Origin of the sequence: Paraburkholderia phytofirmans (assembly GCF_046028095.1) — a bacterium.
GTDB lineage: Bacteria > Pseudomonadota > Gammaproteobacteria > Burkholderiales > Burkholderiaceae > Paraburkholderia > Paraburkholderia phytofirmans_A.
This window is the reverse complement of the sequence record NZ_JAQQDJ010000018.1, coordinates 29,385-54,146: the sequence shown is the minus strand read 5'-3', so window position 1 is coordinate 54,146 and position 24,762 is coordinate 29,385. Positions and strand designations below refer to the sequence as shown.

General features: G+C 62.9%; 21 protein-coding genes and 1 pseudogene. 12 read left to right on the top strand and 10 right to left on the bottom strand.

What is annotated here, in order from left to right; all coding sequences use genetic code 11:
- The first annotated feature begins 2 nt into the window (after positions 1 to 2).
- From PQR54_RS34580 to PQR54_RS34565, 4 genes are all read left to right on the top strand, one after another.
- Complete coding sequence (locus tag PQR54_RS34580) at positions 3 to 614, top strand: MSMEG_0567/Sll0786 family nitrogen starvation N-acetyltransferase (RefSeq protein WP_408253656.1); 612 nt, start codon at positions 3 to 5, stop codon at positions 612 to 614.
- A complete protein-coding gene (locus PQR54_RS34575) occupies positions 611 to 1,594 on the top strand; it encodes a sll0787 family AIR synthase-like protein (protein WP_408253653.1) in 984 nt (327 codons plus the stop codon). Before PQR54_RS34580 ends, PQR54_RS34575 begins: the two co-directional genes overlap by 4 nt.
- A gap of 71 nt (positions 1,595 to 1,665) precedes the next feature.
- Positions 1,666 to 1,950, top strand: coding sequence for an MSMEG_0570 family nitrogen starvation response protein (locus PQR54_RS34570; protein WP_408253650.1), 285 nt, complete (start codon positions 1,666 to 1,668; stop codon positions 1,948 to 1,950).
- 26 nt (positions 1,951 to 1,976) lie between these two features.
- Entirely contained in the window at positions 1,977 to 3,266 is a 1,290-nt protein-coding gene (locus tag PQR54_RS34565) for an MSMEG_0569 family flavin-dependent oxidoreductase (RefSeq protein ID WP_408253647.1), read from the top strand.
- A gap of 100 nt (positions 3,267 to 3,366) precedes the next feature.
- Here PQR54_RS34565 and PQR54_RS34560 read toward each other — a convergent pair whose 3' ends face one another.
- The 4 genes and pseudogenes from PQR54_RS34560 to PQR54_RS34545 form a co-directional block, all read right to left on the bottom strand.
- Positions 3,367 to 5,478: a phosphocholine-specific phospholipase C gene (locus PQR54_RS34560; protein ID WP_408253644.1), complete on the bottom strand. Its 2,112-nt coding sequence runs from the start codon at positions 5,476 to 5,478 to the stop codon at positions 3,367 to 3,369.
- 81 nt (positions 5,479 to 5,559) lie between these two features.
- Positions 5,560 to 5,888 (bottom strand): annotated as a pseudogene (locus PQR54_RS34555) (hypothetical protein).
- A 137-nt stretch (positions 5,889 to 6,025) separates the two neighbouring features.
- Complete coding sequence (locus PQR54_RS34550) at positions 6,026 to 6,487, bottom strand: RidA family protein (protein ID WP_408253641.1); 462 nt, start codon at positions 6,485 to 6,487, stop codon at positions 6,026 to 6,028.
- A gap of 53 nt (positions 6,488 to 6,540) precedes the next feature.
- Positions 6,541 to 7,413, bottom strand: a complete 873-nt coding sequence (locus tag PQR54_RS34545; RefSeq protein ID WP_408253638.1) for an IclR family transcriptional regulator — start codon at positions 7,411 to 7,413, stop codon at positions 6,541 to 6,543.
- Between the two features lie 116 nt (positions 7,414 to 7,529).
- On the opposite strand from PQR54_RS34545, the gene PQR54_RS34540 reads away from it, so the two are divergent.
- The 3 genes from PQR54_RS34540 to PQR54_RS34530 all read left to right on the top strand — a co-directional run bounded on the left by PQR54_RS34540 (position 7,530) and on the right by PQR54_RS34530 (position 11,483).
- Positions 7,530 to 8,738, top strand: coding sequence for an aminotransferase class V-fold PLP-dependent enzyme (locus tag PQR54_RS34540; protein ID WP_408253635.1), 1,209 nt, complete (start codon positions 7,530 to 7,532; stop codon positions 8,736 to 8,738).
- A gap of 143 nt (positions 8,739 to 8,881) precedes the next feature.
- A complete protein-coding gene (locus tag PQR54_RS34535; RefSeq protein WP_408253632.1) occupies positions 8,882 to 10,000 on the top strand; it encodes a porin in 1,119 nt (372 codons plus the stop codon).
- A gap of 112 nt (positions 10,001 to 10,112) precedes the next feature.
- Complete coding sequence (locus PQR54_RS34530; RefSeq protein WP_408253629.1) at positions 10,113 to 11,483, top strand: GntT/GntP/DsdX family permease; 1,371 nt, start codon at positions 10,113 to 10,115, stop codon at positions 11,481 to 11,483.
- Between the two features lie 62 nt (positions 11,484 to 11,545).
- Here the strand turns inward: PQR54_RS34530 and PQR54_RS34525 are convergent, their stop codons facing one another.
- The 4 genes from PQR54_RS34525 to PQR54_RS34510 all read right to left on the bottom strand — a co-directional run bounded on the left by PQR54_RS34525 (position 11,546) and on the right by PQR54_RS34510 (position 16,182).
- Positions 11,546 to 12,400, bottom strand: coding sequence for an alpha/beta fold hydrolase (locus PQR54_RS34525; RefSeq protein WP_408253626.1), 855 nt, complete (start codon positions 12,398 to 12,400; stop codon positions 11,546 to 11,548).
- A gap of 8 nt (positions 12,401 to 12,408) precedes the next feature.
- Positions 12,409 to 14,001, bottom strand: a complete 1,593-nt coding sequence (locus tag PQR54_RS34520) for a benzoate-CoA ligase family protein (RefSeq protein ID WP_408253623.1) — start codon at positions 13,999 to 14,001, stop codon at positions 12,409 to 12,411.
- 109 nt (positions 14,002 to 14,110) lie between these two features.
- A complete protein-coding gene (locus PQR54_RS34515) occupies positions 14,111 to 15,706 on the bottom strand; it encodes a 3,4-dehydroadipyl-CoA semialdehyde dehydrogenase (RefSeq protein WP_408253620.1) in 1,596 nt (531 codons plus the stop codon).
- A gap of 8 nt (positions 15,707 to 15,714) precedes the next feature.
- Complete coding sequence (locus PQR54_RS34510; protein WP_408253618.1) at positions 15,715 to 16,182, bottom strand: DUF4863 family protein; 468 nt, start codon at positions 16,180 to 16,182, stop codon at positions 15,715 to 15,717.
- A gap of 192 nt (positions 16,183 to 16,374) precedes the next feature.
- On the opposite strand from PQR54_RS34510, the gene PQR54_RS34505 reads away from it, so the two are divergent.
- From PQR54_RS34505 to boxA, 4 genes are all read left to right on the top strand, one after another.
- The gene (locus tag PQR54_RS34505; RefSeq protein ID WP_408253616.1) at positions 16,375 to 17,349 is read left to right on the top strand and encodes a helix-turn-helix transcriptional regulator; all 975 of its coding nucleotides are present in this window, start codon (positions 16,375 to 16,377) and stop codon (positions 17,347 to 17,349) included.
- Positions 17,350 to 17,466: 117 nt separating this feature from the next.
- On the top strand, positions 17,467 to 19,137 hold the full coding sequence (boxC, locus tag PQR54_RS34500; RefSeq protein ID WP_408253614.1) for a 2,3-epoxybenzoyl-CoA dihydrolase: 1,671 nt from the start codon (positions 17,467 to 17,469) through the stop codon (positions 19,135 to 19,137).
- A gap of 114 nt (positions 19,138 to 19,251) precedes the next feature.
- Positions 19,252 to 20,679: a benzoyl-CoA 2,3-epoxidase subunit BoxB gene (gene boxB / locus PQR54_RS34495; protein WP_408253611.1), complete on the top strand. Its 1,428-nt coding sequence runs from the start codon at positions 19,252 to 19,254 to the stop codon at positions 20,677 to 20,679.
- A 60-nt stretch (positions 20,680 to 20,739) separates the two neighbouring features.
- On the top strand, positions 20,740 to 21,981 hold the full coding sequence (gene boxA / locus PQR54_RS34490; RefSeq protein ID WP_408253609.1) for a benzoyl-CoA 2,3-epoxidase subunit BoxA: 1,242 nt from the start codon (positions 20,740 to 20,742) through the stop codon (positions 21,979 to 21,981).
- A gap of 54 nt (positions 21,982 to 22,035) precedes the next feature.
- On the opposite strand, the gene PQR54_RS34485 is transcribed toward boxA, so the two are convergent.
- On the bottom strand, positions 22,036 to 22,341 hold the full coding sequence (locus PQR54_RS34485) for a type II toxin-antitoxin system VapC family toxin (RefSeq protein ID WP_408253607.1): 306 nt from the start codon (positions 22,339 to 22,341) through the stop codon (positions 22,036 to 22,038).
- Positions 22,338 to 23,075 (bottom strand): TetR/AcrR family transcriptional regulator, encoded by a 738-nt coding sequence (locus PQR54_RS34480; protein ID WP_408253606.1) that lies wholly within the window; start codon positions 23,073 to 23,075, stop codon positions 22,338 to 22,340. Before PQR54_RS34480 ends, PQR54_RS34485 begins: the two co-directional genes overlap by 4 nt.
- 301 nt (positions 23,076 to 23,376) lie before the next feature.
- Between PQR54_RS34480 and PQR54_RS34475 the strand changes: the two genes are divergently transcribed.
- Positions 23,377 to 24,657, top strand: a complete 1,281-nt coding sequence (locus tag PQR54_RS34475) for a Zn-dependent hydrolase (protein ID WP_408253605.1) — start codon at positions 23,377 to 23,379, stop codon at positions 24,655 to 24,657.
- The last annotated feature ends 105 nt before the right edge of the window (positions 24,658 to 24,762 follow it).

The window sequence follows — 24,762 nt, the reverse complement described above, 5'->3', positions numbered from 1 at the left end:
TCATGTTCGGTGAAGCGATTGCAGGCGAGGCGCTGGACGGTGACATCGATTCCGCACCGTATGCGCCGAGTGAATTCCGCATCAAGTGGACCACGTTGGATTGGGAAGCCGAAGAGGCATTCAAATTGCGGCGCGCCGTATTCTGCATCGAGCAAGGCATTTTCGTGGCGGACGATCGCGACGACATCGATCGGCACGCGCAGCAACTGGTGGCCGTCAGTTGCCTTGGCGGCATGCCGGAGCAGGTGGTCGGCACCGTGCGGATTCACCGTGATCACGACAACGTGTGGTTCGGTTCGCGCCTTGCCGTGCACGCCGCGTTTCGTCGGCATGGCAAGATCGGCGCGACGTTGATTCGTCTCGCGGTGAGCAGCGCGCATGCGTTGGGCTGTGAGACGTTTTTGGCCCATGTGCAGAGCCAGAATGTGCCGCTCTTTCGCGCGATGCATTGGGACGTGCTCGCCGAGGAAACGCTGCTCGGCAGGCCGCACCATTTGATGCAGGCGCAATTGGACCGCTATCCGCCGTGTGTGACGCCCTTTGTCGGCTTCGTCACGCGCGCGCAAGCACAAGTGTATTCGCGTCGTATCGAACCCGCGCGGAGTGCGGCATGACCGTTGCCGATCTCGTCGCCAGCTTGCGCGAAAGCCGCGGGTTCCGCCACAAGACCGATATCGTCGACGTGGTCGGCGCGCTGGCGAAGCGTTTGCCTCACGGCACGCACGATCTCGCGCAAGCCGTGGCGCTCGGCGACGACTGCGCCGCGCTCGCCGATGGCGACGGATATCTGCTCTTTGCCATCGAAGGCATGGTCAACGATTTTGTCAGCGCCATGCCATGGTTTGCCGGCTACAGCAGCGTGATGGTCAACGTCAGCGATATCTATGCGATGGGCGGACGGCCGCTGGCGGTGGTGGATGCGCTGTGGAGTCCGGGCATCGGCGCGGCCGACGAGGTGCTGGCGGGCATGGCGGCGGCGTCGGTCGCGTATGGCGTGCCGATTGTCGGCGGCCACACGAATACGCGCAGCGACGCGGCGCAACTGGCGGTGTCGATTATCGGCCGCGCCAAGGCGTTGCTGTCGAGCTTCAACGCGAAACCGGGCGACAGTCTGATGATGGCAGTCGATCTGCGCGGCCGCTTTGAAGAACCGTATCCGTTCTGGAATGCGTCGGTGTATGCGCCGGCCGAGCGTTTGCGCGGCGATCTCGAACTGCTACCGCAGCTTGCGGAAAACGGCCTATGCGACGCCGCGAAAGATATCAGCATGGCGGGCACGCTCGGCACGGCGTTGATGTTGCTCGAGTGCTCGCGAGTGGGGGCGCGGATCGATCTCGCTCGCATTCCCAAACCCGACGACGTGGCACTGGAACGCTGGGTGACCGCGTTTCCGAGTTTCGGCTATTTGCTATCCGTGCGGGCTGAGCATGTGGATGCCGTGCAGGCGCTATTCGACGCCCGAGCGCTTTCGTGTGCGGTGATCGGATCCGTCGATGCGACGAGTCAGGTGGTCGTGCAGCAGGAAGATGACGCTGCGATGCTGTGGGACTTTCAGCGCGAGCCGTTCATTGTCGGGAAGGATGGCGTGACATGAGCGCGCCTTTGACGATACATGCGCACGACGCGACCTGTGTTCGTGCTCACTAAATGATTAGAGGATCAGCGATGCCTGTCATGCACTTTCGCATTCAATGGCCCGATGGCGACGAAGCGAACTGTTACTCGCCCTCGCATGTGATCGGCGATTTTTTCATCCCGGGCGAGGCCTACGCGTTGGACGATTTTGTGGCGCGCTCGCGGCAGGCGCTGGGCATCGCGTCCGAGCGGGTGCGCGAGAAATACGGCTTCGCCTGCTCGGCGGCGATGGACCAGCTTGCGCAGATCGAGCGCGACGCGGCGCGCTTTCGCGAGCGGCCGGACGCAACCGTCAAGGTTATCGAATTCAGCTAGGCGCTTATTCTTTCAGAGGACGCATCATGTCGAATCCAGCACATCACGCGCGCGCCGAGGGCCATTACAGCGTGCTCGTCATCGGCGGCGGGCAGGCGGGTCTGTCGGTCAGCTATTACCTCAAAGAGGCCGGCATCGACCATCTGGTCGTCGAAAAGAATACCGTGACGCACACATGGCGCGAGCAGCGCTGGGACGCGTTCTGTCTGGTCACGCCGAACTGGCAATGCGCGCTGCCCGGTTATCCGTATCGCGGCGACGATCCGCACGGCTTCATGAAGAAGGACGAGATCGTGGCGTACCTCGACGGCTTCATTGCACATGTCGATGCGCCGCTGATGGAGCGCACTGAAGTCAAACGCGTCAAGCAACGCGACGACGGCGTCTACGCGATCACGACGACGCAGGGCGATTTCAGCGCGGATCAGGTGGTGGTGGCCTCGGGCGGCTACCACACGCCGATCGTGCCGCGCCTCGCCGAGCGCTTGCCCGCGCGAATCGTGCAACTGCAGTCGTCGGCGTATCGCAACCCGCAGGCGCTGCCTGATGGCGCGGTGATGGTGGTGGGCACTGGGCAATCCGGCGCGCAGATCGCGGAAGACCTGCATCTGGCCGGCCGCAAAGTGGTGCTGGCGGTTGGCGAGGCGCCGCGTTGCGCGCGCTTCTATCGTGGCCGCGACGTGGTCGACTGGCTAGCCGACATGCAGTACTACGACATGCCGGTCGAAAAGCATCCGTTGCGTGAAGGCGTGCGCGACAACACCAATCACTACGTGACGGGCCGCGACGGTGGCCGCGATATCGATCTGCGCAAGTTCGCAGCCGAAGGCATGGAGTTGTACGGCCGCCTCGACGATCTGCGCGACGGCCAATTCCATTTCTCACCCACGCTCGCGGCCAATCTCGATGCGGCGGACGATACGTATAACCGGATCAACGTGAGCATCGACAACTTCATCGAGAAGCGCGGTATCGATGCGCCGGAAGGCGGCGCGTACGAACCTGTCTGGCGTCCGGCACAGGAACGCACCACCCTTGACCTGGAAACGAGCGGCATTGCCGCGATCATCTGGTGCATCGGTTTTACGCCGGACTTCAGCTGGCTCGACGCACCCGTGTTCAACGGTCGCGGTTATCCGGCGCATACGCGCGGCATTACGCCGATCGATGGCTTGTATTTCGTCGGCTTGCCGTGGCTGCATACGTGGGGCTCGGGGCGTTTCTCCGGCGTCGCACGCGATGCGGAGTTCATCGTGCAGGCGATTCGCGAGAAGGCGCGCGAGCGCGCGTCGTTATCGGCCGCAGTCGCTGCGTGACGGTGCTCGATGCGATTGTGAGGGATTGTGCAAGAAGAAACGGCCGCTGCGTTTTTCATCGCAGCGGCCGCTGTATTTCACGGAGACGTTCGGCTAAGGCTTAGCTACCCAGAGCCGGATCGCTCATGCTGCTCTTGCCGGTTTCCACGTGTCCGGCAAAACGCCGCGCGAACAGCGGATCCGTATTGACCGTAATCGCCAGGTCGTACCAGCCGTGAGCATTGCGCAGATCGAGGTAGATCTGGTCGGTATCGCCGCCGCGCACCGTATGCCGGATCACGTTGTTCGGGTCGTACGCGTTGATGATCTTGAACTGGGTGGGCGCGCTGCCCACGTTTTCAAGACGCAACTGCAGATTGCCGTTCGCGACGTCGTAACCTTCCTCGACTTCAGGCCGCGCGATATCGGAGCCGTTCCACCAGCTGCGCGCGACCGGCTTGCCCGCGAAGCGGCGCAGAAAGCCATTCGGACCGTACACGGTGAAATCGTAGCTGCCGTCGGCATTAAGCGGCAATGCATCCTGCAAGCGCTTGCCGGCCTCGACCGTATAGGTGCGCGGCGCGTCCAGACTGTGCGCGGCATAGACGAGAAACACCGCGCCGGTGCGGCCCGTGTTGACGAAGCGCATCGTAAGCTGGTTGGCCGAACCTTCGCCATGCACACGCACGAACAACTCGTACGGCAACGCGCGAGCGGGGCGCACGCCGGGTTCCTGCTTCGGCACGGCCTGCAAGGCGGGCGGCAGCGGCACGTAATCCGGATGGCGGTTCTGATCCGGCGGCACGTAGCCGCTCGTGCCCGGCAGTGTCGGGAAGGCGTCGTTCGGATTGCTGAAGTTGAACGCCGACATCAGATCGCCGCACACGGCGCGGCGCCACGGCGTGATGTTCGACTCGCCGAGATTGTGCTCGTGGCCGAAGCGCTTTTCGATGAAGCGGATCACCGACGTGTGGTCGAACAGTTCCGAACACACATAGCCGCCTTTCGACCACGGCGACACCACCAGCATCGGCACACGCGGTCCGAGTCCGTACGGGGCCGCGGGAATCTTCGCGTCGCCCGGATAGATTTCGTTGCTGGTGTCGACGGTGGACAACCCGTTCGCGTTCGACGACGGTGCGAACGGCGGCACCATGTGATCGAAGAAACCGTCGTTCTCGTCGTAGTTGATCAGCAGCACCGTCTTGCTCCACACCTCGGGATTCGACGTGAGAATCTGCAAGACCTGGTCGATGTACCACGCGCCGTAGTTGGTCGGCCAGTTCGGATGTTCGGAGTAGGCTTCGGGCGCGACGATCCACGACACTTGCGGCAATGCGTTGTTCTGCACGTCGCGCTTGAGGATGTCGAAGTAGCCGTCGCCCTTCGCCGCGTTCGTTCCGGTGCGCGCGTTGTCGTAAAGCGGATTGCCGGGCTGCGCGTTGCGGTACTGGTTGAAGTAGAGCAGCGAGTTGTCGCCGTAGTTGCCGATGTACGGGTTCTGCGTCCAGCCCCACGAACCGTTCGCGTCGAGACCGGTGCCGATGTCCTGATAGATCTTCCACGAAATGCCCGCGTTCTGCAGCACTTCGGGGTACGTGGACCAGCCGTAGCCGAGTTCGGAGTTGTCGATCACCGGGCCGCCGCCGCTGCCGTCGTTGCCGACCCAGCCGCTCCACATGTAATAGCGGTTCGGGTCCGTCGGTCCCATCAGCGAGCAGTGGTACGCGTCGCAGATCGTGAACGCGTCGGCGAGTTGATAGTGAAACGGAATGTCCTCGCGCGTGAAATAGGCCATTGTCGTGGCGCCCTTGGCGGGCACCCATTGATCGTAGCGGCCGCCGTTCCAAGCTGCGTGCGTGCTGGTCCAGTCGTGCGCGAGATCCTGCAGGAATTGCAGACCAAGGTTTGGCGCACTTGGGCGGAACGGCAACACGTAGCCGGCATCCGCCGCGAGCGGCTGATACCACACGGGCTTGCCGTTCGGCAGATTGGTCGCGCGCGTGTCGCCAAAACCGCGCACGCCCTTGAGCGTGCCGAAGTAGTGGTCGAACGAACGGTTTTCCTGCATCAGCACGACGATGTGCTCGACGTCGCGAATGGTGCCGGTCTTGTTGTTGGCGGGAATGGCGAGTGCGTTGCGAATGCCCAGCGGCAGCATGCTCAACGCGGTGGCGGAACCGGCTGCATGCGCGGCGGAGCGCAGAAAATCACGGCGATTTTTTGAGGTCATGGTATTGGCTTTCGATCTTCGGTGAAGGAACGATGCACGCAACACGCGAGACGCGCCCGCGCGTCGCGTGACGCGCGAAACTCAGTCGACGGTGTGGATAACGGGTGTGGCGAGCGGCGTCGACGCGGCGGCGGACAATGCCGGGTCGGCGCTTGATGCGGGTAGTGCGGGGGTTTGAATCGTAACGGCAGCGGGCGCGGGTGACGCGGAGGACGGATTCGCCGACAGCACGGCGGCGGCGTTGCTGTCGCCCGCGGGACTCACGGTAGAACTAACCGCGCGCGTGTCCGGGGTTTTGCCGTCGTCGTTACCGCATGCGCCGAGCAGCATGCACAGCGACACGGCGGCCAGCGCGGCCGCCAAAAACGTTTGCGATGCAAGGCAATCGACGGGTTCGACACAACAGACATGGCAATGTCTCCGGCACGGGGAAGTTGCGCCAGGGCATCCATGTGCCCAGGTCAGCGATGCGCAAGAATAGTCGCTTACCTGTGTAACTTTTGTGAAGATGTGGAAATTTGGGTATTTGTTGAGAACTGCGCGACCGTCAATCCTGGATCGCGACGATGGCCTCGATCTCGACGGTAATATTGCCCGGCAGCGAGCCCACGCCGACCGCGGAGCGCGAGTGGCGACCGGCGTCGCCGAATACATCGACGAAGAGATCCGAGCAGCCGTTGATCACGCGTGGATGCTCAGTGAAATCCGGCGCCGCGTTGACCATGCCGAGCAGTTTGAGGATGCGCTTCACGCGGCGCAGATCGCCGAGTTCGTTGTGCAGCACCGCCAGCAGATTGAGGCCGACCATCTGCGCATGCCGGTAGGCTTCGTCCGCGCTGACAGTTGCGCCGACCTTGCCGGTCATCAGCGAGCCGGTTTCGTCGAGCGGACCCTGGCCGGACAGAAACAGCAGATTGCCCTCGCGAGTGCAGTGCGTGAAATTGCCGATCGGCGTCGGCACTTGCGGGAGCTTGAGGCCGCGCGTGTGCAGCCGGTCGTAGCAGTTCATCGATAAAGACGTGAGGGTGAGCGGTCGTTGAGAATTGAGCTGGGCGGCGGCGCTTACGCGGCCGGCTCCTGTTCGCGATGCCGCCAGCCGAGGCGCGCTTCGATCCGCGCCGCCACCGACTGCACGGCTTGCGCGAAACGTTCGGTGCCGAGCGCGGCCTTCGCCTCGGGCATCACGATCGAAATGGTGAAGACGCACGCGCCGCTGTTGTCGAGCACGGGCGCCGCGAGGCATGCCACGGACGCATCCGATTCGCCGATCTGAATGGACAGTCGCGCCTCCAGTGCTTCGCGCGCGATTTGCGCGAGCACTTCCGGCCGCGTTTCCGCGCGCCCGGTGGGCGAGCTTTGCGCGTGCTGTGCGAAAAACGCGACCCGTTCGGCGTCCGGCAAGTGGCCCACCAGCAATCGGCCCGAAGCCGTCCAGTTGAGCGGCACGCGGCTGCCGACTCGCGACGTGACGCGAAAATGTCCGGGCCCTTCGGCCATTTGCTGAACCACCATCATGCCGTCTTCGAGACCGCAGACTTGCACGGTCTCTTCGACCTCGGCCGAGAGCCGCTGCATTTCCTCATGCGCGACCGCGAGATAGTCGAGCGAACTCGCGTAAGTGAGGCCGTAGCCGTACAGGCGCGAGCCGAGCCAGATCGTGCCGTCGACACGCCGCGCCAGCAGACTCTTCTCGACCATGTCGTTGATGATCGAATACACGGTGGACAACGGCGCGCCCACGATGCGCGCGACTTCATACGCGGTGGCGGGGCGGTTCGCCTGCTGGAGCGCGTCGAGAATCTGCACGGCCCGGTCGAGCGCGCTGGTGCGCGTGCGCGGAGCCGCGGTTTCAGCCTGCGATTGCTCTGCGGACGGATGTGCCGCTGCCGCCGAGGATTCGCCGGCGGACGCGGAAGGTCGGAACGTGCGAGCCATCGTGCTCCTCTGTCGCTATGTTTTTGGCCAGTTGACGCAGGGTGATTGTATGCTAGACTGATCCGTAATTACAACATATATTCCATAATTAAGAAATACCCGGTTGGAGGCGCTTCATGGACATTCGCTCTCGTTTTGGCTTACGCCCCGTCATCAATGCTTCGGGCACGATGACTAGCCTGGGCGCGTCCAGCGTCGGCGCGCCGGTGATCGACACGGTGGCGCAGATGCTGCCGCAATTCGTCGAAATCGACGATCTGCAACGCAAGGCATCCGCCGCGATCAGCGCCGCGTGCGGCAGCGAAGCCGGCTATGTCACCGCGTCGTGTTCGGCGGCTATCACGCTCGCCATTGCCGCCACCATGACGGGCGACGACCACGGCTTGATCGAACGCTTGCCGGATACGAGCAGCTTGCCGGGGCTGCGCAATGAAGTTGTGATCCAGACCGGCCATCTCGTCAATTATGGCGCACCGGTGGATCAGGCGATCCGTTTGTCGGGCGCGCGCGTCGTGCAGGTCGGCGCGGCCACCGAGGCACACGGTTATCAACTGAACACCGCCATCACCGAACGCACGGCTGCGGCACTGTACGTGGTGTCGCATCACACCGTGCAATTCGGCATGATCCCGCTCGAAGAATTCATAGCGATCGCGCGTGAGAAGGGCGTGCCGGTGATCGTCGACGCGGCTTCCGAATACGACCTCAAGCGTTTTATCGCGGCCGGCGCGGACCTCGTGCTGTATTCGGCGCACAAGTTTCTCGGTGGACTGACTGCCGGCATCGTCGCGGGTAAGAAAGCGCTGGTACGTGCCGCTTATTTCCAGAATGGCGGCATCGGCCGCGGCATGAAAGTCGGTAAGGAAGGCGTCGTCGGCGCGATCGCCGCGCTCGAGCAGTGGCAGCAACGCGACCACGTCGCGATCCGCGCCCGCGAGCGCGGCTACCTGACGCTGTGGCGCGAAACGCTGAACCGCTGCGACGGTGTGTGGGCCGAGATCGACGCCGATCCGACCGGCAATCCGCTCGACCGTCTGAAGTTGCACATCGATCCGAAGCAGGCGCGCATCAGCGCATGGGACCTCGCCGATGCACTGGCGCGTCCCTCTGCGGGAGAAGCGCCGGTGATCGTGCGCGATCACGAAGCCGAATTGCATTTCTTCTTTATCGACCCGTGCAATCTGCATCCGGGTGAAGAGCAGATCGTGCTGGCCAGACTGACCGCCGAACTCGAGCGGGCGCGTCTGTCGCCCGAACCTATCGTCACACCGTTTTACCAGCGCGACGCTCGCCGCATCGCCGCGCGCCGCAACTGGCCCGACTGATTTCGCTTTACCGATGACCTGGCTTGACCGCAGCACCGGACGTCGTTCCGGTGCGGCTTTGACTCGCCCGATTAGTACTACTTATATCGCCGGAACACGCTCGATGTCACCGGCGTTCGTTTTTCTTTCGACTTGAGGAAACCATGAAGCACAAGCAGATTCTCCGTACGGCTATCGCCTTCGCAGCGGCCGGACTTGCCGCACAAGCCGCGCAGGCGCAAAGCAGCGTGACGCTCTACGGTATCGTCGACGCGGGCTTTACGTTCACGAACAATCAGAAAGGCGAAAAGGCCTATCAGGCGACGCAAGGCAATGTGCAGGGCTCGCGCTGGGGCCTGCTCGGCACGGAAGATCTGGGCGGCGGCAACAAGGTGATGTTCAAGCTGGAAAACGGCTTTAGCCTGGAGACCGGCGCATCGGGCCAGGGCGGCCGCATCTTCGGCCGTAGCGCATGGGTCGCGCTGTCCAACAACACGGCCGGCACGATCACGCTGGGCCGTCAGTATAACAGCGTGCAGGACTATCTGTCGAATCTGCAGATCAACGGCGTCGGCGCCATGAGCCAGTACGGCAACGCGGTTTACGACAACGACGACATCAACAACACGTACCGCACCAACAACGCGGTCAAGTACACCACGCCGACGTTTGCGGGCTTCACGGCCAATGCGATGTACGCGTTCTCGAACGCTGCCGGCGACTTCGCCAACAACCGCGCATGGAGCGTCGGCGCTGATTACGTGAACGGCCCCCTGCGCCTGGACGCGGCGTACTCGCTGGTCAATCAGCCGGCCACCAGCACCGCGGGCGCGGCGCCTTCGGACAACTACTACAACACCGGCTCGTCGATCATCAGCGGTGTGAAGCGCAATCAGGTGTGGGGCGCGGGCGGTGCGTACGTGTTCGGCCCGGCCACCGTCGCGTTGCTCTACACGAACTCGCAATTCCAGTTGCTGACGGGCGGCAGCCTGCGGTTCGCCAACTACGAAGCCAGCCTGAAGTACCAGCTCACGCCGGCCACGCTGCTCGCGCTCGGCTACATCTACACGACGCAGAACACCAGCGGCACCACGGCGACCAACGCGCACTACAACCAGTTGAGCCTGGGCGGCGAGTACTTCCTGTCGAAGACGACCGACCTGTACCTGAACGGCATCTACCAGCGCTCGTCCGGTTCGAAAGCGTGGGTTGAAGGCATTTCCAATCCGTCGAGCAACAACGGCCAACTCGTGACCGTCGCCGGCATTCGCCACAAGTTCTAAGCACGCCGCCCGCGTCGCCGCATTCGAGACATGCCGCGTGACATACGTGGCAGAGGGAGCGCTGGAAAGCGCTCAAAAGCGGCGGCGCGGTTCTTTCCCTTCAGGAGCACCTATGGCGACCGTTCAAGGAAGTCTGTTACTCGTCTATGCATTGATCGCCATCATCGCGCTCGTCGTGCTGATCGCGCGCTTCAAGATGAATCCGTTCATCACCTTGATGGTGGTGTCGGTGGCGTTGGCGCTGGCCGTCGGCATGCCGGCGACCTCGATTCTCAAGTCGTTCGAAACCGGCGTGGGCGGCACGCTCGGCCACATCGCGATCGTGGTCGGTCTGGGCACCATGCTCGGCAAGATGATGGCCGAATCGGGCGGCGCGGAGCGCATCGCGCGCACGTTGATCGACCTGTTCGGTCCGAAGAACGTGCATTGGGCGATGATGTGCATCGCGTTCCTCGTCGGCTTGCCGGTGTTTTTCGAAGTCGGCTTCGTGCTGCTGATTCCGATTGCGTTCAACGTGGCGCAGCGTACCGGCACTTCGATGATTCGCGTCGGCATTCCGATGGTGGCGGGTCTCTCGGTTGTGCACGGGCTGATTCCGCCGCATCCGGCCGCGTTGCTCGCGGTGACCGCGTATAACGCGGATATCGGCCACACGATTTTCTACGCGCTGATCGTCGGCATTCCGACCGCCGCGATTGCCGGTCCGTTGTTCTCGAAGCTGATCGCGCGCTTTGTCGTGCTCGACGGCGTCAATCCGATGGCGCAGCAATTCATCGAACAGGACGCAAAGCGTTCGCACCAGGAATTGCCGGGCTTCGGCATCACGCTGTTGACGGTGTTGCTGCCGGTGCTGCTGATGCTGGTCGGCAGTTGGGCCGATCTGATCGTGCCGGCCAAATCGACGGCGAATAACGTGCTGCGCCTGATCGGCCACCCGGACATGGCGCTGCTGCTGGCTGTGCTGTTGAGCTTCATCACGTTCGGCAAGGCGCGCGGCTTCAACCGCGACCAGATCCTCAAGTTCACCAACGAATGTCTCGCGCCGACCGCGAGCATTACGCTGGTGGTGGGAGCGGGCGCGGGTTTCGGGCGCATTCTGATCGACAGCGGCGCGTCGAAAGCGATTGTCGATGTCGCGACCGGCGCGCACGTGCCGCTGCTGATTCTCGCGTGGCTGGTGGCGGCGCTGATTCGCGTGGCGACCGGTTCGGCGACGGTGGCGATGGCAACGGCTGCCGGCATCATCGCGCCGATCGCGGCCGCGGCAGCCGGTACGGTGGGCGGTGTGCGCCCCGAGTTGCTGGTGCTGGCCACCGGTGCGGGTTCGCTGATCCTCTCGCACGTGAACGACGGTGGTTTCTGGCTGGTGAAGGAGTACTTCGGTATGACGGTGCCGCAAACCTTCAAGACGTGGACCGTTTGCGAAACGATCATCTCGGTGACAGCGTTGTTGTTGACGCTGGGTTTGTCGACGGTGATCTGAGCGGTTGGACAGCAAAAGCGCTGCAACGCGGCGCGTCGGAAAGACGTGCCGCGCTCATGACCTCAATGGCCCAAACGCACCGCGCTCGAAACGAATGCCGCAATAGCTTCGTTCAGCGGTTGCGGCGCGTCGCGATGCGGCGAGTGCCCGCAAGCGTCGAGCTTGACCAGTTGCGCATGCGGCACCTGTATGGCGATCGTATCGATCTGGGCCATCGTGCCGTAGTTGTCGTCGTGGCCTTGCACCGCGAGCAGCGGCTTGCGGATCGACGCCAGTTCTCCTGCAATCGACCACTGCCTGAAGGCCGGATTCAACCAGATGTCGTTCCAGCCATAAAACGCGGAATCGACGTCCGCGTGATAGCGGCCGAGCTTGCTGCGCAGGTCCGTCGTTTCGTAGAGTTGTTTGGTCTGCGCGATACTCTCGACTGAAATATCTTCGACGAAGACATGCGGCGCAATTGCCACCGCGCCGGCCAACTCTTCCGGATGTAGCGCTGCATACAGCAGCGTGATCGAGCCGCCGTCGCTGTGGCCGATCACCCACATGCGCCGGCGTTCGCGCTTATCGATATCGAGTGCGTCGAGCAGAGCGGGCAGAATGTCGCGAGCCTGCGCCGTCATGAAATCGACCGGCCACTTCTCTGCATGCGGACGCGGCGTGGAAAGTCCGTAGCCGGGCCGCGAATAAACCAGCCCGCGCATGCCGAGCCGTTCGCACAGCGCTTGCGGCCAGTCGCGCCACATCGCGATCGAGCCGAGACCTTCGTGCAGGAAGACGGCAATCGGCGCATCGCCTGCCGCTTCATTGACCCAACGATACTCGATGCGCAACGGCCCATGCGACGCAGTAGCAGGCAAGTCAGCGAATTCGCTGGCGGTCGTCGCTGCAACGTTGCCAATGGCGGGGTTCTGCATAAATCACCTTATGACTGCTCGCGCAGTTTGAAACGTTGAATTTTGCCGGTGGCGGTTTTCGGCAAATCGTCGACGAACACGATATCGCGCGGATATTTATGCGGCGCGAGCCGGTCCTTGACGAAAGCCTTCAACTCATCCGCGAGTATCTCAGAGGCCGCGAATTCACGCTTCAACACCACGAATGCACGAGTCTTGACGAGGCCGCCGTGATCGACGCCGACCACCGCTGCTTCGAGCACCGCGCCGTGCTGCACCAGCACCATTTCCACTTCGACGGGCGACACATACTGGCCGCTCACTTTGAGCATGTCGTCGCTGCGGCCCGCGTAGACATAGCAGCCGTTCGCCAGCCGGCAGTACTTGTCGCCGCTGCGGATCCACTCGCCGAGAAAGGTGGCGCGCGTTTTCTCGCGGTTGTTCCAGTACATCACGGCTGCGCTCGGCCCTTTGATATACAGATCGCCGACTTCGCCATCCGCCACCGCATGACCGGCGTCGTCGCGCAACTCGACTTCGTATCCCGGCACGGGGCGGCCCGTCGTCCCATACTCGACCGCGCCCGCGCGATTGGACAGGAAGATGTGCAGCATTTCAGTCGAGCCGATGCCGTCGAGAATCTCGCAGCCGAAATGCGCGGTGAAACGCTCGCCGATTTCACGCGGCAACGCTTCGCCCGCCGACGTGCAGATGCGCATTGCGACATCGGTGCGTGCGGGCAAGTTGGGTGAGACCAGCATGTTCGCGTAGAGCGTCGGGACGCCGTAGAACACCGTCGGGCGATGTTTGACGAGGCGCGTGAAAATCGCGTCGGCAGTGGGACGTTCCGCCATCAAAATCGCCGTGGCGCCGACCGACAGCGGGAACGTCAAACCGTTACCAAGACCGTACGCAAAGAACAGCTTGGCCGCGGAGAACACCACGTCGCTCTCGGCGATACCGAGGATCGGCTTCGCATACAACTCGGCGGTCCAGTACAGGTTCGCATGCGTGTGGACCGTGCCCTTCGGCTTGCCGGTCGAGCCTGACGAATACAGCCAGAAGGCGATGTCGTCGCCACCGGTTGCCGCGGCTTTGGCGGCGGGCGCGGCGGCGTCGATCAGTTCTTCGAGCAAAGGCGCAAGAAGCGGCTCGCCTTCACGCGGCTGTGAGACGATCAACTGACAACCGTCATGTTCGGCGGAATCCAGCGCCTGTGTCACGTTCTGCAGCAGCGCACCCGAGGCGACCACCGCGCGCGCATGGCTATGCGTGAGCATATACACATAGTCGGCGGGCGTGAGCAGCGTGTTCGCAACGACCGGCACGACGCCCGCGTAGAGCGCGCCGAGAAAGGCAACCGGCAGGGCGATGGTGTCGAGCATCACCAGCAGCACGCGCTCTTCGGGGTGCACGCCGAGCGTGCGCAGCGCGCTCGCAAAGCGCCGCGCGCGCTCTTCGAGTTCACCGTAGGTGGTGCTGCCGGTGTCGTCGATATAGGCGGTCTTGGCGGCGCGTGTTTCGTTCAGCCGAAACAGGTAGGCCGCGAAATTGAATAGCGCGGGCGGCGCTTCGACTGTCGCGGCGGGCTGATTCGCTGCCTTTTCCAACAGGGCTTCCATGTGTCTCCTCCATCGGGTGGGCGCGGTCCGGCTGTTCTGTGCTCATGATCCGCTCGATGCTGTCAGGCTAATGTGCTTGCCCGGTCCTTATCGTTAGACTCGTGCGCCGTCACGCCGCGGGCAAATGAGTCGCTTGCGTCAGCGAGCCGATTGCCGCGCTCGCTGCCTGGATGGCCGAACGCCGGTGATAGAAACCCAGCGCGCGCAAGCCGCCGAGTTCCTCGCCGCCGCCCGCGCGGCCCGGGCCGCCGTGCAGCGACATCGGCATCACGTTGCCGTGACCGGTTTGACTCTGCTGCACCGAAGGCGAAATGGCATGCACGCGGCCGTGCGAATCCGCGAGTTCGAGCGCAAGGCGGCCGAGATGCGCTTCGTCGTTCGAATAGATCGAGGCGACGAGCGATCCCTGGCCGCGTCGCGCGAGAGCGACGGCGTGCGCTTCGGGCAACGCAGTCCCGTTAGTGGCGACGCGATAGGGTGCCACGCTCGCTACCGGTCCGAACACTTCGACGTCGTGCAGCAGCGTCGCGTTATCCGGATCGTTGACCACGAACAGATGCGGCGCGATACAAGCGGCGATATTCGAATCTGCGTCGATGAGCGGCACAGCGGAGCCGTCGAAAGCGAGCACGGCTTCTTCGCGCAGCGCCGCGATGCCGGCCAGCACGTTCTCGTATTGCTCGCGGCTCACGAGCGAACCCATGCGCACGGCGTCGTTGCGCGGATTGCCGACGGTGATTTTCGCGAGCTTCGCGTTGAGCGCTTCGAGCACGGCTTCGAGCGCGGCCTCGGGGACGAACGCGCGCCGGATCGCCGTGCATTTCTGCCCGGATTTCAGGGTCATTTCCCGCACCACTTCCTTGATGAAGAGATCGAACGCCGGTGTGTCGGGCGTGGCGTCGGCGCACAGAATCGCGCTATTCAGGCTGTCCGCTTCGACGTTCAAACGCGCGCCGCGCTGCACGAAGGCCGGATGCGCGCGCAACGTGGCTGCTGTCTCCGCCGAGCCTGTGAACGACACGACATCGAAAGACTGAATCTGATCGAGCAGGCCCGCCGAACTGCCGCAAATCACCGAGAGCGCGCCAGGCGGCAGAATGCCCGCATCGACCACATCGGCGACCATGCGTTGGGTGAGCCACGCCGTTGCCGTAGCGGGCTTGACGATGACGGGCACGCCGGATAGCAACGCCGGCGCCGCTTTTTCCCACAAGCCCCAGGACGGAAAATTAAAGGCGTTGATAAAGAGCGCGACGCCGCGTGTCGGCGTGAGCACGTGCTGCACGCTGAACGATTGATCCTTGCTCAGCGAGACGCAGTCGCCGTCACGCAGCGCATGCACCTCGCCGAGCGACGCACCGAGTTTCGCGTAGTACGAGAGCGTGAAAATGCCGCCGTCGATATCGACGGCCGAGTCGTTGCGTGTGGTGCCCGAGTTCGCGGTGGCGATCGCGTAGTAGTCGTCGCGTTTCGCTTGCAGCAGCTTGACGATATCGGCGAGGCGGGCGGCGCGCTGCGCGTAGGTCAATGCGCGCAACGCGGTGCCGCCGGTATCGCGCGCAAAGCCGAACGCGTGTGCGAGATCGAGACCTTCGCTCGACACACGCACGAGCGCAACGCCCGTCACGGGATCGGTGAGCGTGACGCCCACGCCGCCGCCGGTGATCCACTGGCCGGCTACATGGTTCTTCAGGAGTTCGGTCATGGCGGTGCTCAGGCAGGAGTGAATTCGATGGCGCCTTGCGGCAGGAGATACAGCACCAGCGCCTCGCCGTTCGCTACCGTCGGACGATGCGCGGAGCCGGGGCCGTACACGCACCAACCGGCCGGGTGGCCGTCGAAGGTGGCGCCTTCGGTGAGCGGCATGCTCAGATCGATCTCGCCGTTTGGATGAACATGATGCGGACCGGCAATATCCTTCATATCGACGACGTCGACGGAAAAGCCGTGGGTTTCGGGCAGCGCCTTGAAGATGCGGCCGTAGCGAATGCCGCCGCCTTCGCGGTTGCACAGCCAGCCTTCGGCGACGCCGGTTCGGCACGCCTGTGCAAACTCGCGGAACGCGTCGCCGCCTGCGGGATAGGTGTCGTTCAGCCAGTCCGCCAGCTTGCCGTCGAGCGGCCGGCCGTCGAGTTGCTCCGTGATGCCCGCGATCAGGCGCTGGAATTCATGTGGGGACATGCGAGCCTCCAGATCGACGCCTTCGACCGCACACGCACGTTAATGCATGCGAGTCGTCGCGCCATCTCCGTGACGCTGCCGAAAGTTCTCGACAGCGTTTGTTATTGGATCAATATTTGGCGAAAATTAACCGTTCACCCGGTGCCTGTCAAGCACTATAGTACATGTATCGCAGTTAAGAGGCAGCAAAACATGAACCAGAATTACTCTTCCGCACCGCTGGACGACTCAGCCGACGAGGACGCAGGCCGTGCCGAACGGGCGCCGGAGCGTGCCGCCGAGCGCGATCCGTTTCTCACGGCGATGGGTGACCGCGTGCGCCTGCTGCGCGCGCGCCGAGGCATGACGCGCAAGACACTGGCGACAGAAACGGGCCTGTCGGAGCGCCATCTGGCGAATCTGGAATCGGGGGTGGGCAATGCGTCGGTGCTGGTGCTGCGGCAAATCGCGGCCACCTTGAACTGTTCGCTGGCCGAGGTGATCGGCGACGAAACCACGGCCTCCGCCGAATGGCTGCTGATCCGCGAGTTGCTGCAGGGACGCGATCAGGCGGCCTTGCAGCGCGCCCGCGTGGCGCTCGCCGAGATGTTCGCGCAGGCGCCGCGCGACCCGCATCGCAAGGACCGGATTGCATTGATCGGCCTGCGCGGCGCGGGCAAATCGACGCTTGGGCGGATGCTCGCGCAGGAGCGCAAAGTGCCGTTCGTCGAGCTCACACGCGTGATCGAGCAACTGGCCGGCTGCCCGCCGTCGGAGATTCATTCGCTTTACGGGGCGGCCGCTTACCGGCGTTACGAACACCGCGCGCTGGAGGCCGTGATTGAGGAGCACGAGCGCGCGGTGATCGCGTCGCCGGGCGGACTGGTGTCGGAGTCGGGCACCTTCAATACGCTGCTGTCGCATTGCTATACGGTGTGGCTGCAGGCGGCGCCGGAGGAGCATATGCGCCGCGTCGTCGCGCAGGGCGACCTGCGGCCGATGTCGGGCAACAAGGAGGCGATGGACGACCTGAAGCGCATCCTGGCGGGGCGCAGCGAACTGTACGCCCGCGCCGACATGACCTTCGACACCAGCGAAAAAACTCTGGCCGACGCCTACCTGCAACTGCGCGACCGCCTTGCCGCAAGGCTCGCCGCGGAATCTCCCGACGAAGCGCGACTCAGCTGAAGTGCACTTCGGTGCCAGGGTTTACTAGCAAACATGCACTAAAGTGCTTTACATGGGTATGACGATGCACTATTGTTCAAAAGACAAGTTTTGCATCGTCCAGTCAGGAGACGCCCCATGTCCACAGCAGAAACCGTCGTCGCGCCAGTCGACTACCGCACCGATCCTTCGCAGTACAAGCACTGGAAGCTGAGCTTCAATGGTCCCGTCGCGACGCTCGGCATCGATATTGCCGAGGACGGCGGCATTCGTGACGGCTACAAGCTGAAGCTGAATTCGTACGACCTCGGCGTCGATATCGAACTGCATGACGCAATACAGCGCATCCGCTTCGAACATCCCGAAGTGAAAACCGTGGTGCTGACGAGTTTGAAAGACCGCGTGTTCTGCTCGGGCGCCAACATTTTTATGCTGGGTCTCTCGACGCACGCGTGGAAGGTCAACTTCTGCAAATTCACCAACGAAACGCGCAACGGTCTGGAAGACTCGTCGCGGCATTCGGGACTGAAGTTTCTGGCTGCCGTGAACGGTGCGTGCGCCGGCGGCGGTTATGAACTCGCTCTGGCCTGCGACGAAATCTATCTGGTGGATGACCGTTCGTCGTCGGTGTCGCTGCCGGAAGTGCCGCTGCTTGGCGTGCTGCCGGGCACCGGCGGCCTGACGCGCGTCACCGACAAACGCAAGGTGCGGCACGATCGCGCCGATATCTTCTGCACGGTGGTCGAGGGCGTACGCGGCGAGCGCGCGAAAGCATGGCGTCTCGTAGATGAAGTCGTGAAGCCGAACCAGTTCGATCAGGCGATCCAGGCACGCGCGCTCGAACTCGCCGAGCAGAGCGATCGTCCCGCTGACGCACAAGGCGTTGTGCTCGCGCGTATCGAACGCACGGATCGCGAAGACGGCCTCACTTATAAAACGCTCGACGTCACGATCGATCGTGCAAAACGTATCGCGACGTTCACCGCCAAGGCGCCGCAAAGCGCACCGCCCACGAATATCGATGAGATCGTCGCAGCCGGCGTGAACTGGTGGCCGTTGCAATTCGCCCGCGAACTCGACGACGCGATTCTGTGCATGCGTACCAACGAACTGGCGGTCGGCACGTGGGTCTTCAAGACCGAAGGCGACGCCCGCAATCTGCTCGCCGCGGATGCCTCGCTCATGCAACACAAGGAACACTGGTTCGTGCGCGAGACCATCGGCCTTTTGCGCCGCACGCTGGCGCGCATCGACGTCTCGTCGCGTTCGCTGTTCGCGCTGATCGAGCCGGGCTCGTGCTTTGCCGGCACTTTCGCGGAATTGGCGTTCGCCGCCGACCGCACGTATATGGCGGCGCTGCCGAGCAATGAAGAGGAGGAGCCGGTCATCACGCTTTCAGAAGTCAACTTCGGCCTCTATCCGATGGTTACCCATCAATCGCGTCTCGGCCGGCGTTTCTATGAAGAAACCGAGCCGCTCGATGCCGTGCGCTCTCTGATCGGACAGCCGATCAAACCCGTCGAAGCCGAACGCCTCGGTCTCGTCACCGCATCGCCCGACGACATCGACTGGGCCGACGAAATCCGCATTGCGCTCGAAGAACGCGCCGCGATGTCGCCGGACGCATTGACCGGACTCGAAGCGAATCTGCGCTTTAACGGTCCGGAAACGATGGAGACGCGTATCTTCGGCCGTCTCACCGCGTGGCAGAACTGGATTTTCAACCGGCCGAACGCAGTGGGCGAGAAGGGCGCGCTCAAGGTGTACGGCAAAGGCAGCAAGGCGCAATTCGACGTCTCGCGTGTGTGATACGCATTTGATACGCAATTGATGCGCGCGTGATGGGCGTCTGAACGCCACCGACGCCACTCGCCCGATACGAGCCTCTTACCGTCACTGCAGTTTCCGAATCAGGAACCGACCATGTCAACGATCAACTACAGCGAAAAGATTCCGAACAACGTCAACCTCGCCGACGACCGCGCGCTGCAGCGCGCGCTCGAACAATGGCAGCCGAATTTCCTCGCGTGGTGGGGCGATATGGGCCCGGAAGGCTCGCATGGCTACGACGTATATCTGCGGACCGCGGTGAGCGTCGACGCGGGCGGCTGGGCGCATTTCGATCACGTGAAGATGCCGGACTACCGCTGGGGCATTTTCCTCACGCCCGGCGAGCAGGACCGCAAGATTCACTTCGGCGAACACAAGGGCGAAGCGGCCTGGCAGGACGTGCCCGGCGAACATCGCGCGAACCTGCGCCGTATCATCGTGACCCAGGGCGATACTGAGCCGGCGTCGGTCGAGCAGCAGCGTCACCTTGGTTTGACGGCGCCCTCCATGTACGACTTGCGCAACCTGTTCCAGGTGAACGTCGAAGAAGGCCGCCACCTGTGGGCGATGGTGTATCTGCTGCATCGCTACTTCGGCCGTGATGGCCGTGAGGAAGCCGAAGCGTTGCTCGGCCGCCGTTCGGGCGACGAAGACAATCCCCGCATTCTCGGCGCGTTCAACGAAAAAACGCCGGACTGGCTCGCGTTTTTCATGTTCACGTACTTCACCGATCGCGACGGCAAGTTCCAGTTGTCGGCCCTCGCGGAGTCCGGCTTCGATCCGCTCGCGCGCACCACCAAGTTCATGCTGACCGAAGAAGCGCACCACATGTTCGTCGGCGAGTCGGGTGTATCTCGCGTGATCCAGCGCACAGCTCAGGTGATGAACGAACTGGGCACGGACGACGTCGCGAAGCTTCGCGCGGCCGGCGTGATCGATCTGCCGACCATTCAGCGCTATCTGAACTTCCACTACTCGGTCACGATCGACCTGTTTGGCGCCGATCATTCGTCCAACGCGGCCACGTTCTATAGCTCGGGCCTCAAAGGCCGCTACGAAGAAAACAAGCGCGACGACGATCATCAGTTGAACGGCCAGAGCTACAAGCTGCTCGACGTACAGGACGGCAAGCTGGTCGAGCGCGAAGTGCCGATGCTCAACGCGATGAACGAAGTGCTGCGCGACGATTACATCAAGGATTCGGTGGCGGGCGTGGGGCGCTGGAACAAGGTGCTCGAAAAGGCCGGCATCGATTTCCGCATGACGGTGCCGCATAAAGCGTTCAATCGGCAGATCGGCACGTTCGCGGGTACGCGCGTGTCGCCCGATGGCCGCGTGGTCAGCGAAACCGAATGGGCCGCCAATGAAGCGAAATGGCTCGCTACGCCGGAAGACCGCGCTTACGTTGCGTCGTTGATGGGCCGCGTCACGGAAGCCGGCAAGTTCGCCAACTGGATCGCGCCGCCCGCGATGGGCGTGAACCGTCAGCCAGTGGATTTCGAATACGTGCGCTTTAACTGAGCGCGCGAGCGGCGAACGGCGCCATGCACGCGTGCGCCGCATCTCAAGGTGGAGGAAGTCATGAACGGCCCAGTATCGATCGAAGTTCTCAGGCAGCATCTGATCGATCCGGAAATCTGCATTCGCTGCAATACCTGCGAAGAGACATGCCCGGTCGATGCGATCACGCACGACGACAACAACTATGTGGTCAAGGCGGAGATCTGCAACGGCTGCATGGCGTGCGTGCCGCCGTGTCCGACCGGCGCGATCGACAACTGGCGCACGGTGCTGAAGGCCGACGCGTATCCGATTGAAGACCAATTCACGTGGGACGTGTTGCCGGAACAGAACACGATGGCCGTGCCCGCCGCGGACGAATCGCCGGGCGCGGGCGCGTCGGGTGATACGCCGACGGAGGCGAGCGGCATCGAAGTGGATACGGTGCGCGGCTCGGTCGTGCCGCCCTGGTCCGCCGCGAAGCCTTACGTGAATCTCTACACGCACAAGGAGCCGACTAGCGCGACGGTGGTCGGCAACTACCGGCTCACGGACGGATCGACCGATAGCGACATTCATCATATCGTGCTGGATTTTGGGTCGATGCCGTTTCCGGTGCTGGAAGGCCAGTCGATTGGCATTCTGCCACCCGGCGCGACCGCCGACGGTCGCGCGCATCACGCACGGCAGTATTCGATTGCGAGCCCGCGCGATGGCGAGCGGCCCGGTTATAACAACGTCTCGTTGACGGTCAAGCGCGTTTCGCAGCAACACGGCGATTCGTTGGACGGCGTGTGTTCGAACTACCTGTGCGATCTGAAGAAGGGCGATGTGGTCAAAGTGATCGGCCCGTTCGGCGGCACGTTCCTGATGCCGAACCATCCGAACTCGCATCTGCTGATGATCTGCACCGGCACGGGCTCAGCGCCGATGCGCGCGATGACCGAGTATCGCCGCCGGCGTCGGCTGAAGGGCGCGACCGGGAAGCTGATGTTGTTCTTCGGCGCGCGGACCAAAGAAGAGTTGCCGTACTTCGGGCCGCTCACGAATCTGCCGAAGGATTTCATCGATACGAATCTGGCGTTTTCGCGTACGCCCGGTCAACCGAAGCGCTATGTTCAGGACGCCATGCGCGAGCGCGCCGTCGATGTGGCGCAAATGCTCAAGGACGACAACACGCATATTTACGTGTGCGGGTTGAAGGGAATGGAGGATGGTGTGCTGCAGGCGCTCAAGGAGATTGGTGAGCAGCATCAGCTGGATTGGGAAGCGCTGTGGGTGAAGTTGAAGAAGGAGGGGAGGCTGCATCTGGAGACATACTGACCGGATGGTGTCCAATCGAGAATCGGCATGGGCACTGTGTGCCCGTGCCATAAGTCACCAGATGGTTTTGACGTGCGGATAGGCGCGGATCTTTTCGTCTTTCGTGACGAGAGGGACGGCAAACTTGCGCGCCGTCGCGACGATCATGCGGTCGGCGGGATCTTTATGGAACTCGCCTGGAAGGTCGACCGACTTCGTCGCGATTTCAACATCGACCGGCACAAAGCGTACGGCTTCGATCTCGGAAACTTTGGCAAGCCAGCTGCTGACATCCATCGACAGCGCGAGCCTTTCTCGTTCCACGAGCATGGCGATCTCCCACGCGGAGATGGCCGAAACGACGATCTCGCCGTCGGTCACGCCGAATCCGCCTTCCCCGGCGACATCGCCCCGCAAGCCCGAATCACCAACTGCACCACTTCCTCCGTCGTCGCATCGAACGCCTTCTGCGTCAACGCGCGCTTGCCTTTAAGCGCGCGAATCTGCGCATCAAAGTCGGCATAGTGCTGCGTCGTCGCCCAGATCATATACATCAGCGTCTGCGCATTCACCGGCGCGAGCAGCCCGCGTGCGATCCAGTCGTCGATCACCTTCACGCGACTCTCGAGCCACGGCTTCACCCGCTCCGTGAGAATGTCCTCCATATGCTCCGCGCCGTGAATGATCTCGCTCGCCCACACCTTCGAACCAAGCGGCCGACGCCGCGACAATTCCATTTTCGCGCGCACGTACCCGCCGATCGCTTCGACCGGGTCGTCGCTGCACTCGAACGTATCCGCCGCGCGATGCCAGTCTTCGAACAGGTCTTCCAGCACGCGCCGATACAGCGCGAGCTTTGTCGGGAAGTAGTAATGCACGTTGGCTTTTGGTAAACCCGCACGTTCCGCGATCATCGCAGTGCTCGTGCCGTCGAGTCCGCGCTCGGCGAAAACCGCCTCGGCGCACGCCAGAAGATGCGCTTCGTTCGACTCGCGAATGTGCGCCTTGCGCCGCCGCAAAGGTGCGCGTGTTTCCTCGTTTTCCGTGATGTCAGCCGCCACGTCGTCGTCTCTCATGTTTGCCTTCGCCGGCATGGGTGCCGCGTCGCGCTTCATTCTAGTCGTTTGGCGCGCTGCCCACACGCGCATTCGTCGCACGCGTCGAAGGCGTGCTGCGGTGCAATGGCACGCTTCTCGCTATGTTTCTCACCGCACGAAAGGTGTTGATTTGGCGAGTTTAATCGGCTACAACCTGTCCAACTGGACAGGATTGGAAGATCGGCCTATGCCCAGGGTTTGCCCTTTATACAAGTGGCGATCCAAGGCATCAGATGTGCACCGCCGCCGTGCGGGCACGCCCCAAAATCCGCCGCCAATGCACCAGTTTCATGTCGGTTCACCGAAAGGAGCGAGACGAATGAATGCGGTATCCGAAGCGCTGAAGGGCGCACAACCCACGACGTCGATCAAGGTCGATGGCAAACGGTTGTGGGACAGCCTGATGACGATGGCAAAGATCGGCGCGACGCCCAAGGGCGGCGTCTGCCGCCTGGCGCTCACCGACCTCGACAAGGAAGGACGTGACCTGATCGTTAGCTGGGCGAAAGAAGCCGGCTGCACGGTCAGTGTCGATCAGATGGGCAACGTATTCATGCGTCGCGCCGGCCGCAATCCGGACGCGCTACCGGTCATGACCGGCTCGCACGCCGACTCGCAGCCGACCGGCGGCCGCTTCGACGGCATCTACGGCGTGCTGGGCGGTCTCGAAGTGATTCGGAGTCTGAACGATCACGGCATCGAGACGGAGCATCCGGTCGAAGTGGTGATCTGGACCAACGAGGAAGGCTCGCGTTTCGCGCCCGCGATGGTGGCGTCGGGCGTGTTCGCCGGCGTCTTCACGCTCGACTACGGGCTGTCGCGCAAGGACGTGGACGGCAAGACCATCGGCGAAGAACTCCAACGCATCGGCTACGCGGGCGATATTCCGTGCGGCGGACGGCCGCTGCATGCGGCGTTCGAACTGCATATCGAACAAGGCCCGATTCTCGAGGCCGAGCAGAAAATCATCGGCGTCGTGACCGACGCGCAAGGTCAGCGCTGGTACGAAATCACGCTGACGGGACAGGAGGCGCACGCGGGTCCGACACCCATGCCGCGCCGTCGCGACGCGTTGCTCGGCGCCGCGCGCGTGGTCGATCTGGTCAATCGTATCGGTCTGGACAACGCGCCGTTCGGCTGCGCGACGGTCGGCATGATGCAGGTCTATCCGAACTCGCGCAACGTGATTCCGGGCCGCGTGTTCTTCACCGTCGATTTCCGTCATCCGGACGATGCGGTGCTCGCGAAAATGGACGCCGCCTTGCGCAAGGGCGTGGCCGAGATAGCGAACGGTATCGGCCTCGAAACCGAACTCGAGCAGATCTTTTACTACGCGCCGGTCGCCTTCGACGAAGCCTGCGTGAAGTCCGTGCGCGCCGCGGCGGAACGCTTCGGTTATCCGCATCGCAACATGGTGTCCGGTGCCGGACATGATGCCTGCTATCTGTCGCAAGTCGCGCCGACCTCGATGGTGTTCGTGCCGTGCGTGGACGGGATCAGTCACAACGAAATCGAGGACGCCACCTTCGAATGGATCGAGGCCGGCGCGAACGTGTTGCTGCACGCCATGCTCGAGCGTGCGTGCGAGCCGGTTTCATAACGCTTTAGCGGTTGCGGTTCTTATCAACCCGTTTGACCCGCTTTACCGTAGTGCCCATAAAACATGCCGTCCCGGCTCCGCTCGAAGCGCGGCCGGCAGGAGCGG

Coding starts and splice junctions, on each gene's coding strand:
- PQR54_RS34575 (WP_408253653.1), top strand. CDS start 611: ATGACCGTTGCCGATCTCGTCGCCAGCTTGCGCGAAAGCCGCGGGTTC.
- PQR54_RS34540 (WP_408253635.1), top strand. CDS start 7,530: ATGGACATTCGCTCTCGTTTTGGCTTACGCCCCGTCATCAATGCTTCG.
- PQR54_RS34510 (WP_408253618.1), bottom strand. CDS start 16,182: ATGTCCCCACATGAATTCCAGCGCCTGATCGCGGGCATCACGGAGCAA.
- PQR54_RS34570 (WP_408253650.1), top strand. CDS start 1,666: ATGCCTGTCATGCACTTTCGCATTCAATGGCCCGATGGCGACGAAGCG.
- PQR54_RS34475 (WP_408253605.1), top strand. CDS start 23,377: ATGAATGCGGTATCCGAAGCGCTGAAGGGCGCACAACCCACGACGTCG.
- PQR54_RS34560 (WP_408253644.1), bottom strand. CDS start 5,478: ATGACCTCAAAAAATCGCCGTGATTTTCTGCGCTCCGCCGCGCATGCA.
- PQR54_RS34580 (WP_408253656.1), top strand. CDS start 3: ATGTTCGGTGAAGCGATTGCAGGCGAGGCGCTGGACGGTGACATCGAT.
- PQR54_RS34525 (WP_408253626.1), bottom strand. CDS start 12,400: ATGCAGAACCCCGCCATTGGCAACGTTGCAGCGACGACCGCCAGCGAA.
- PQR54_RS34535 (WP_408253632.1), top strand. CDS start 8,882: ATGAAGCACAAGCAGATTCTCCGTACGGCTATCGCCTTCGCAGCGGCC.
- PQR54_RS34505 (WP_408253616.1), top strand. CDS start 16,375: ATGAACCAGAATTACTCTTCCGCACCGCTGGACGACTCAGCCGACGAG.
- PQR54_RS34545 (WP_408253638.1), bottom strand. CDS start 7,413: ATGGCTCGCACGTTCCGACCTTCCGCGTCCGCCGGCGAATCCTCGGCG.
- boxC (WP_408253614.1), top strand. CDS start 17,467: ATGTCCACAGCAGAAACCGTCGTCGCGCCAGTCGACTACCGCACCGAT.
- PQR54_RS34520 (WP_408253623.1), bottom strand. CDS start 14,001: ATGGAAGCCCTGTTGGAAAAGGCAGCGAATCAGCCCGCCGCGACAGTC.
- PQR54_RS34530 (WP_408253629.1), top strand. CDS start 10,113: ATGGCGACCGTTCAAGGAAGTCTGTTACTCGTCTATGCATTGATCGCC.
- boxB (WP_408253611.1), top strand. CDS start 19,252: ATGTCAACGATCAACTACAGCGAAAAGATTCCGAACAACGTCAACCTC.
- PQR54_RS34515 (WP_408253620.1), bottom strand. CDS start 15,706: ATGACCGAACTCCTGAAGAACCATGTAGCCGGCCAGTGGATCACCGGC.
- PQR54_RS34565 (WP_408253647.1), top strand. CDS start 1,977: ATGTCGAATCCAGCACATCACGCGCGCGCCGAGGGCCATTACAGCGTG.
- PQR54_RS34480 (WP_408253606.1), bottom strand. CDS start 23,075: ATGAAGCGCGACGCGGCACCCATGCCGGCGAAGGCAAACATGAGAGAC.
- PQR54_RS34550 (WP_408253641.1), bottom strand. CDS start 6,487: ATGAACTGCTACGACCGGCTGCACACGCGCGGCCTCAAGCTCCCGCAA.
- boxA (WP_408253609.1), top strand. CDS start 20,740: ATGAACGGCCCAGTATCGATCGAAGTTCTCAGGCAGCATCTGATCGAT.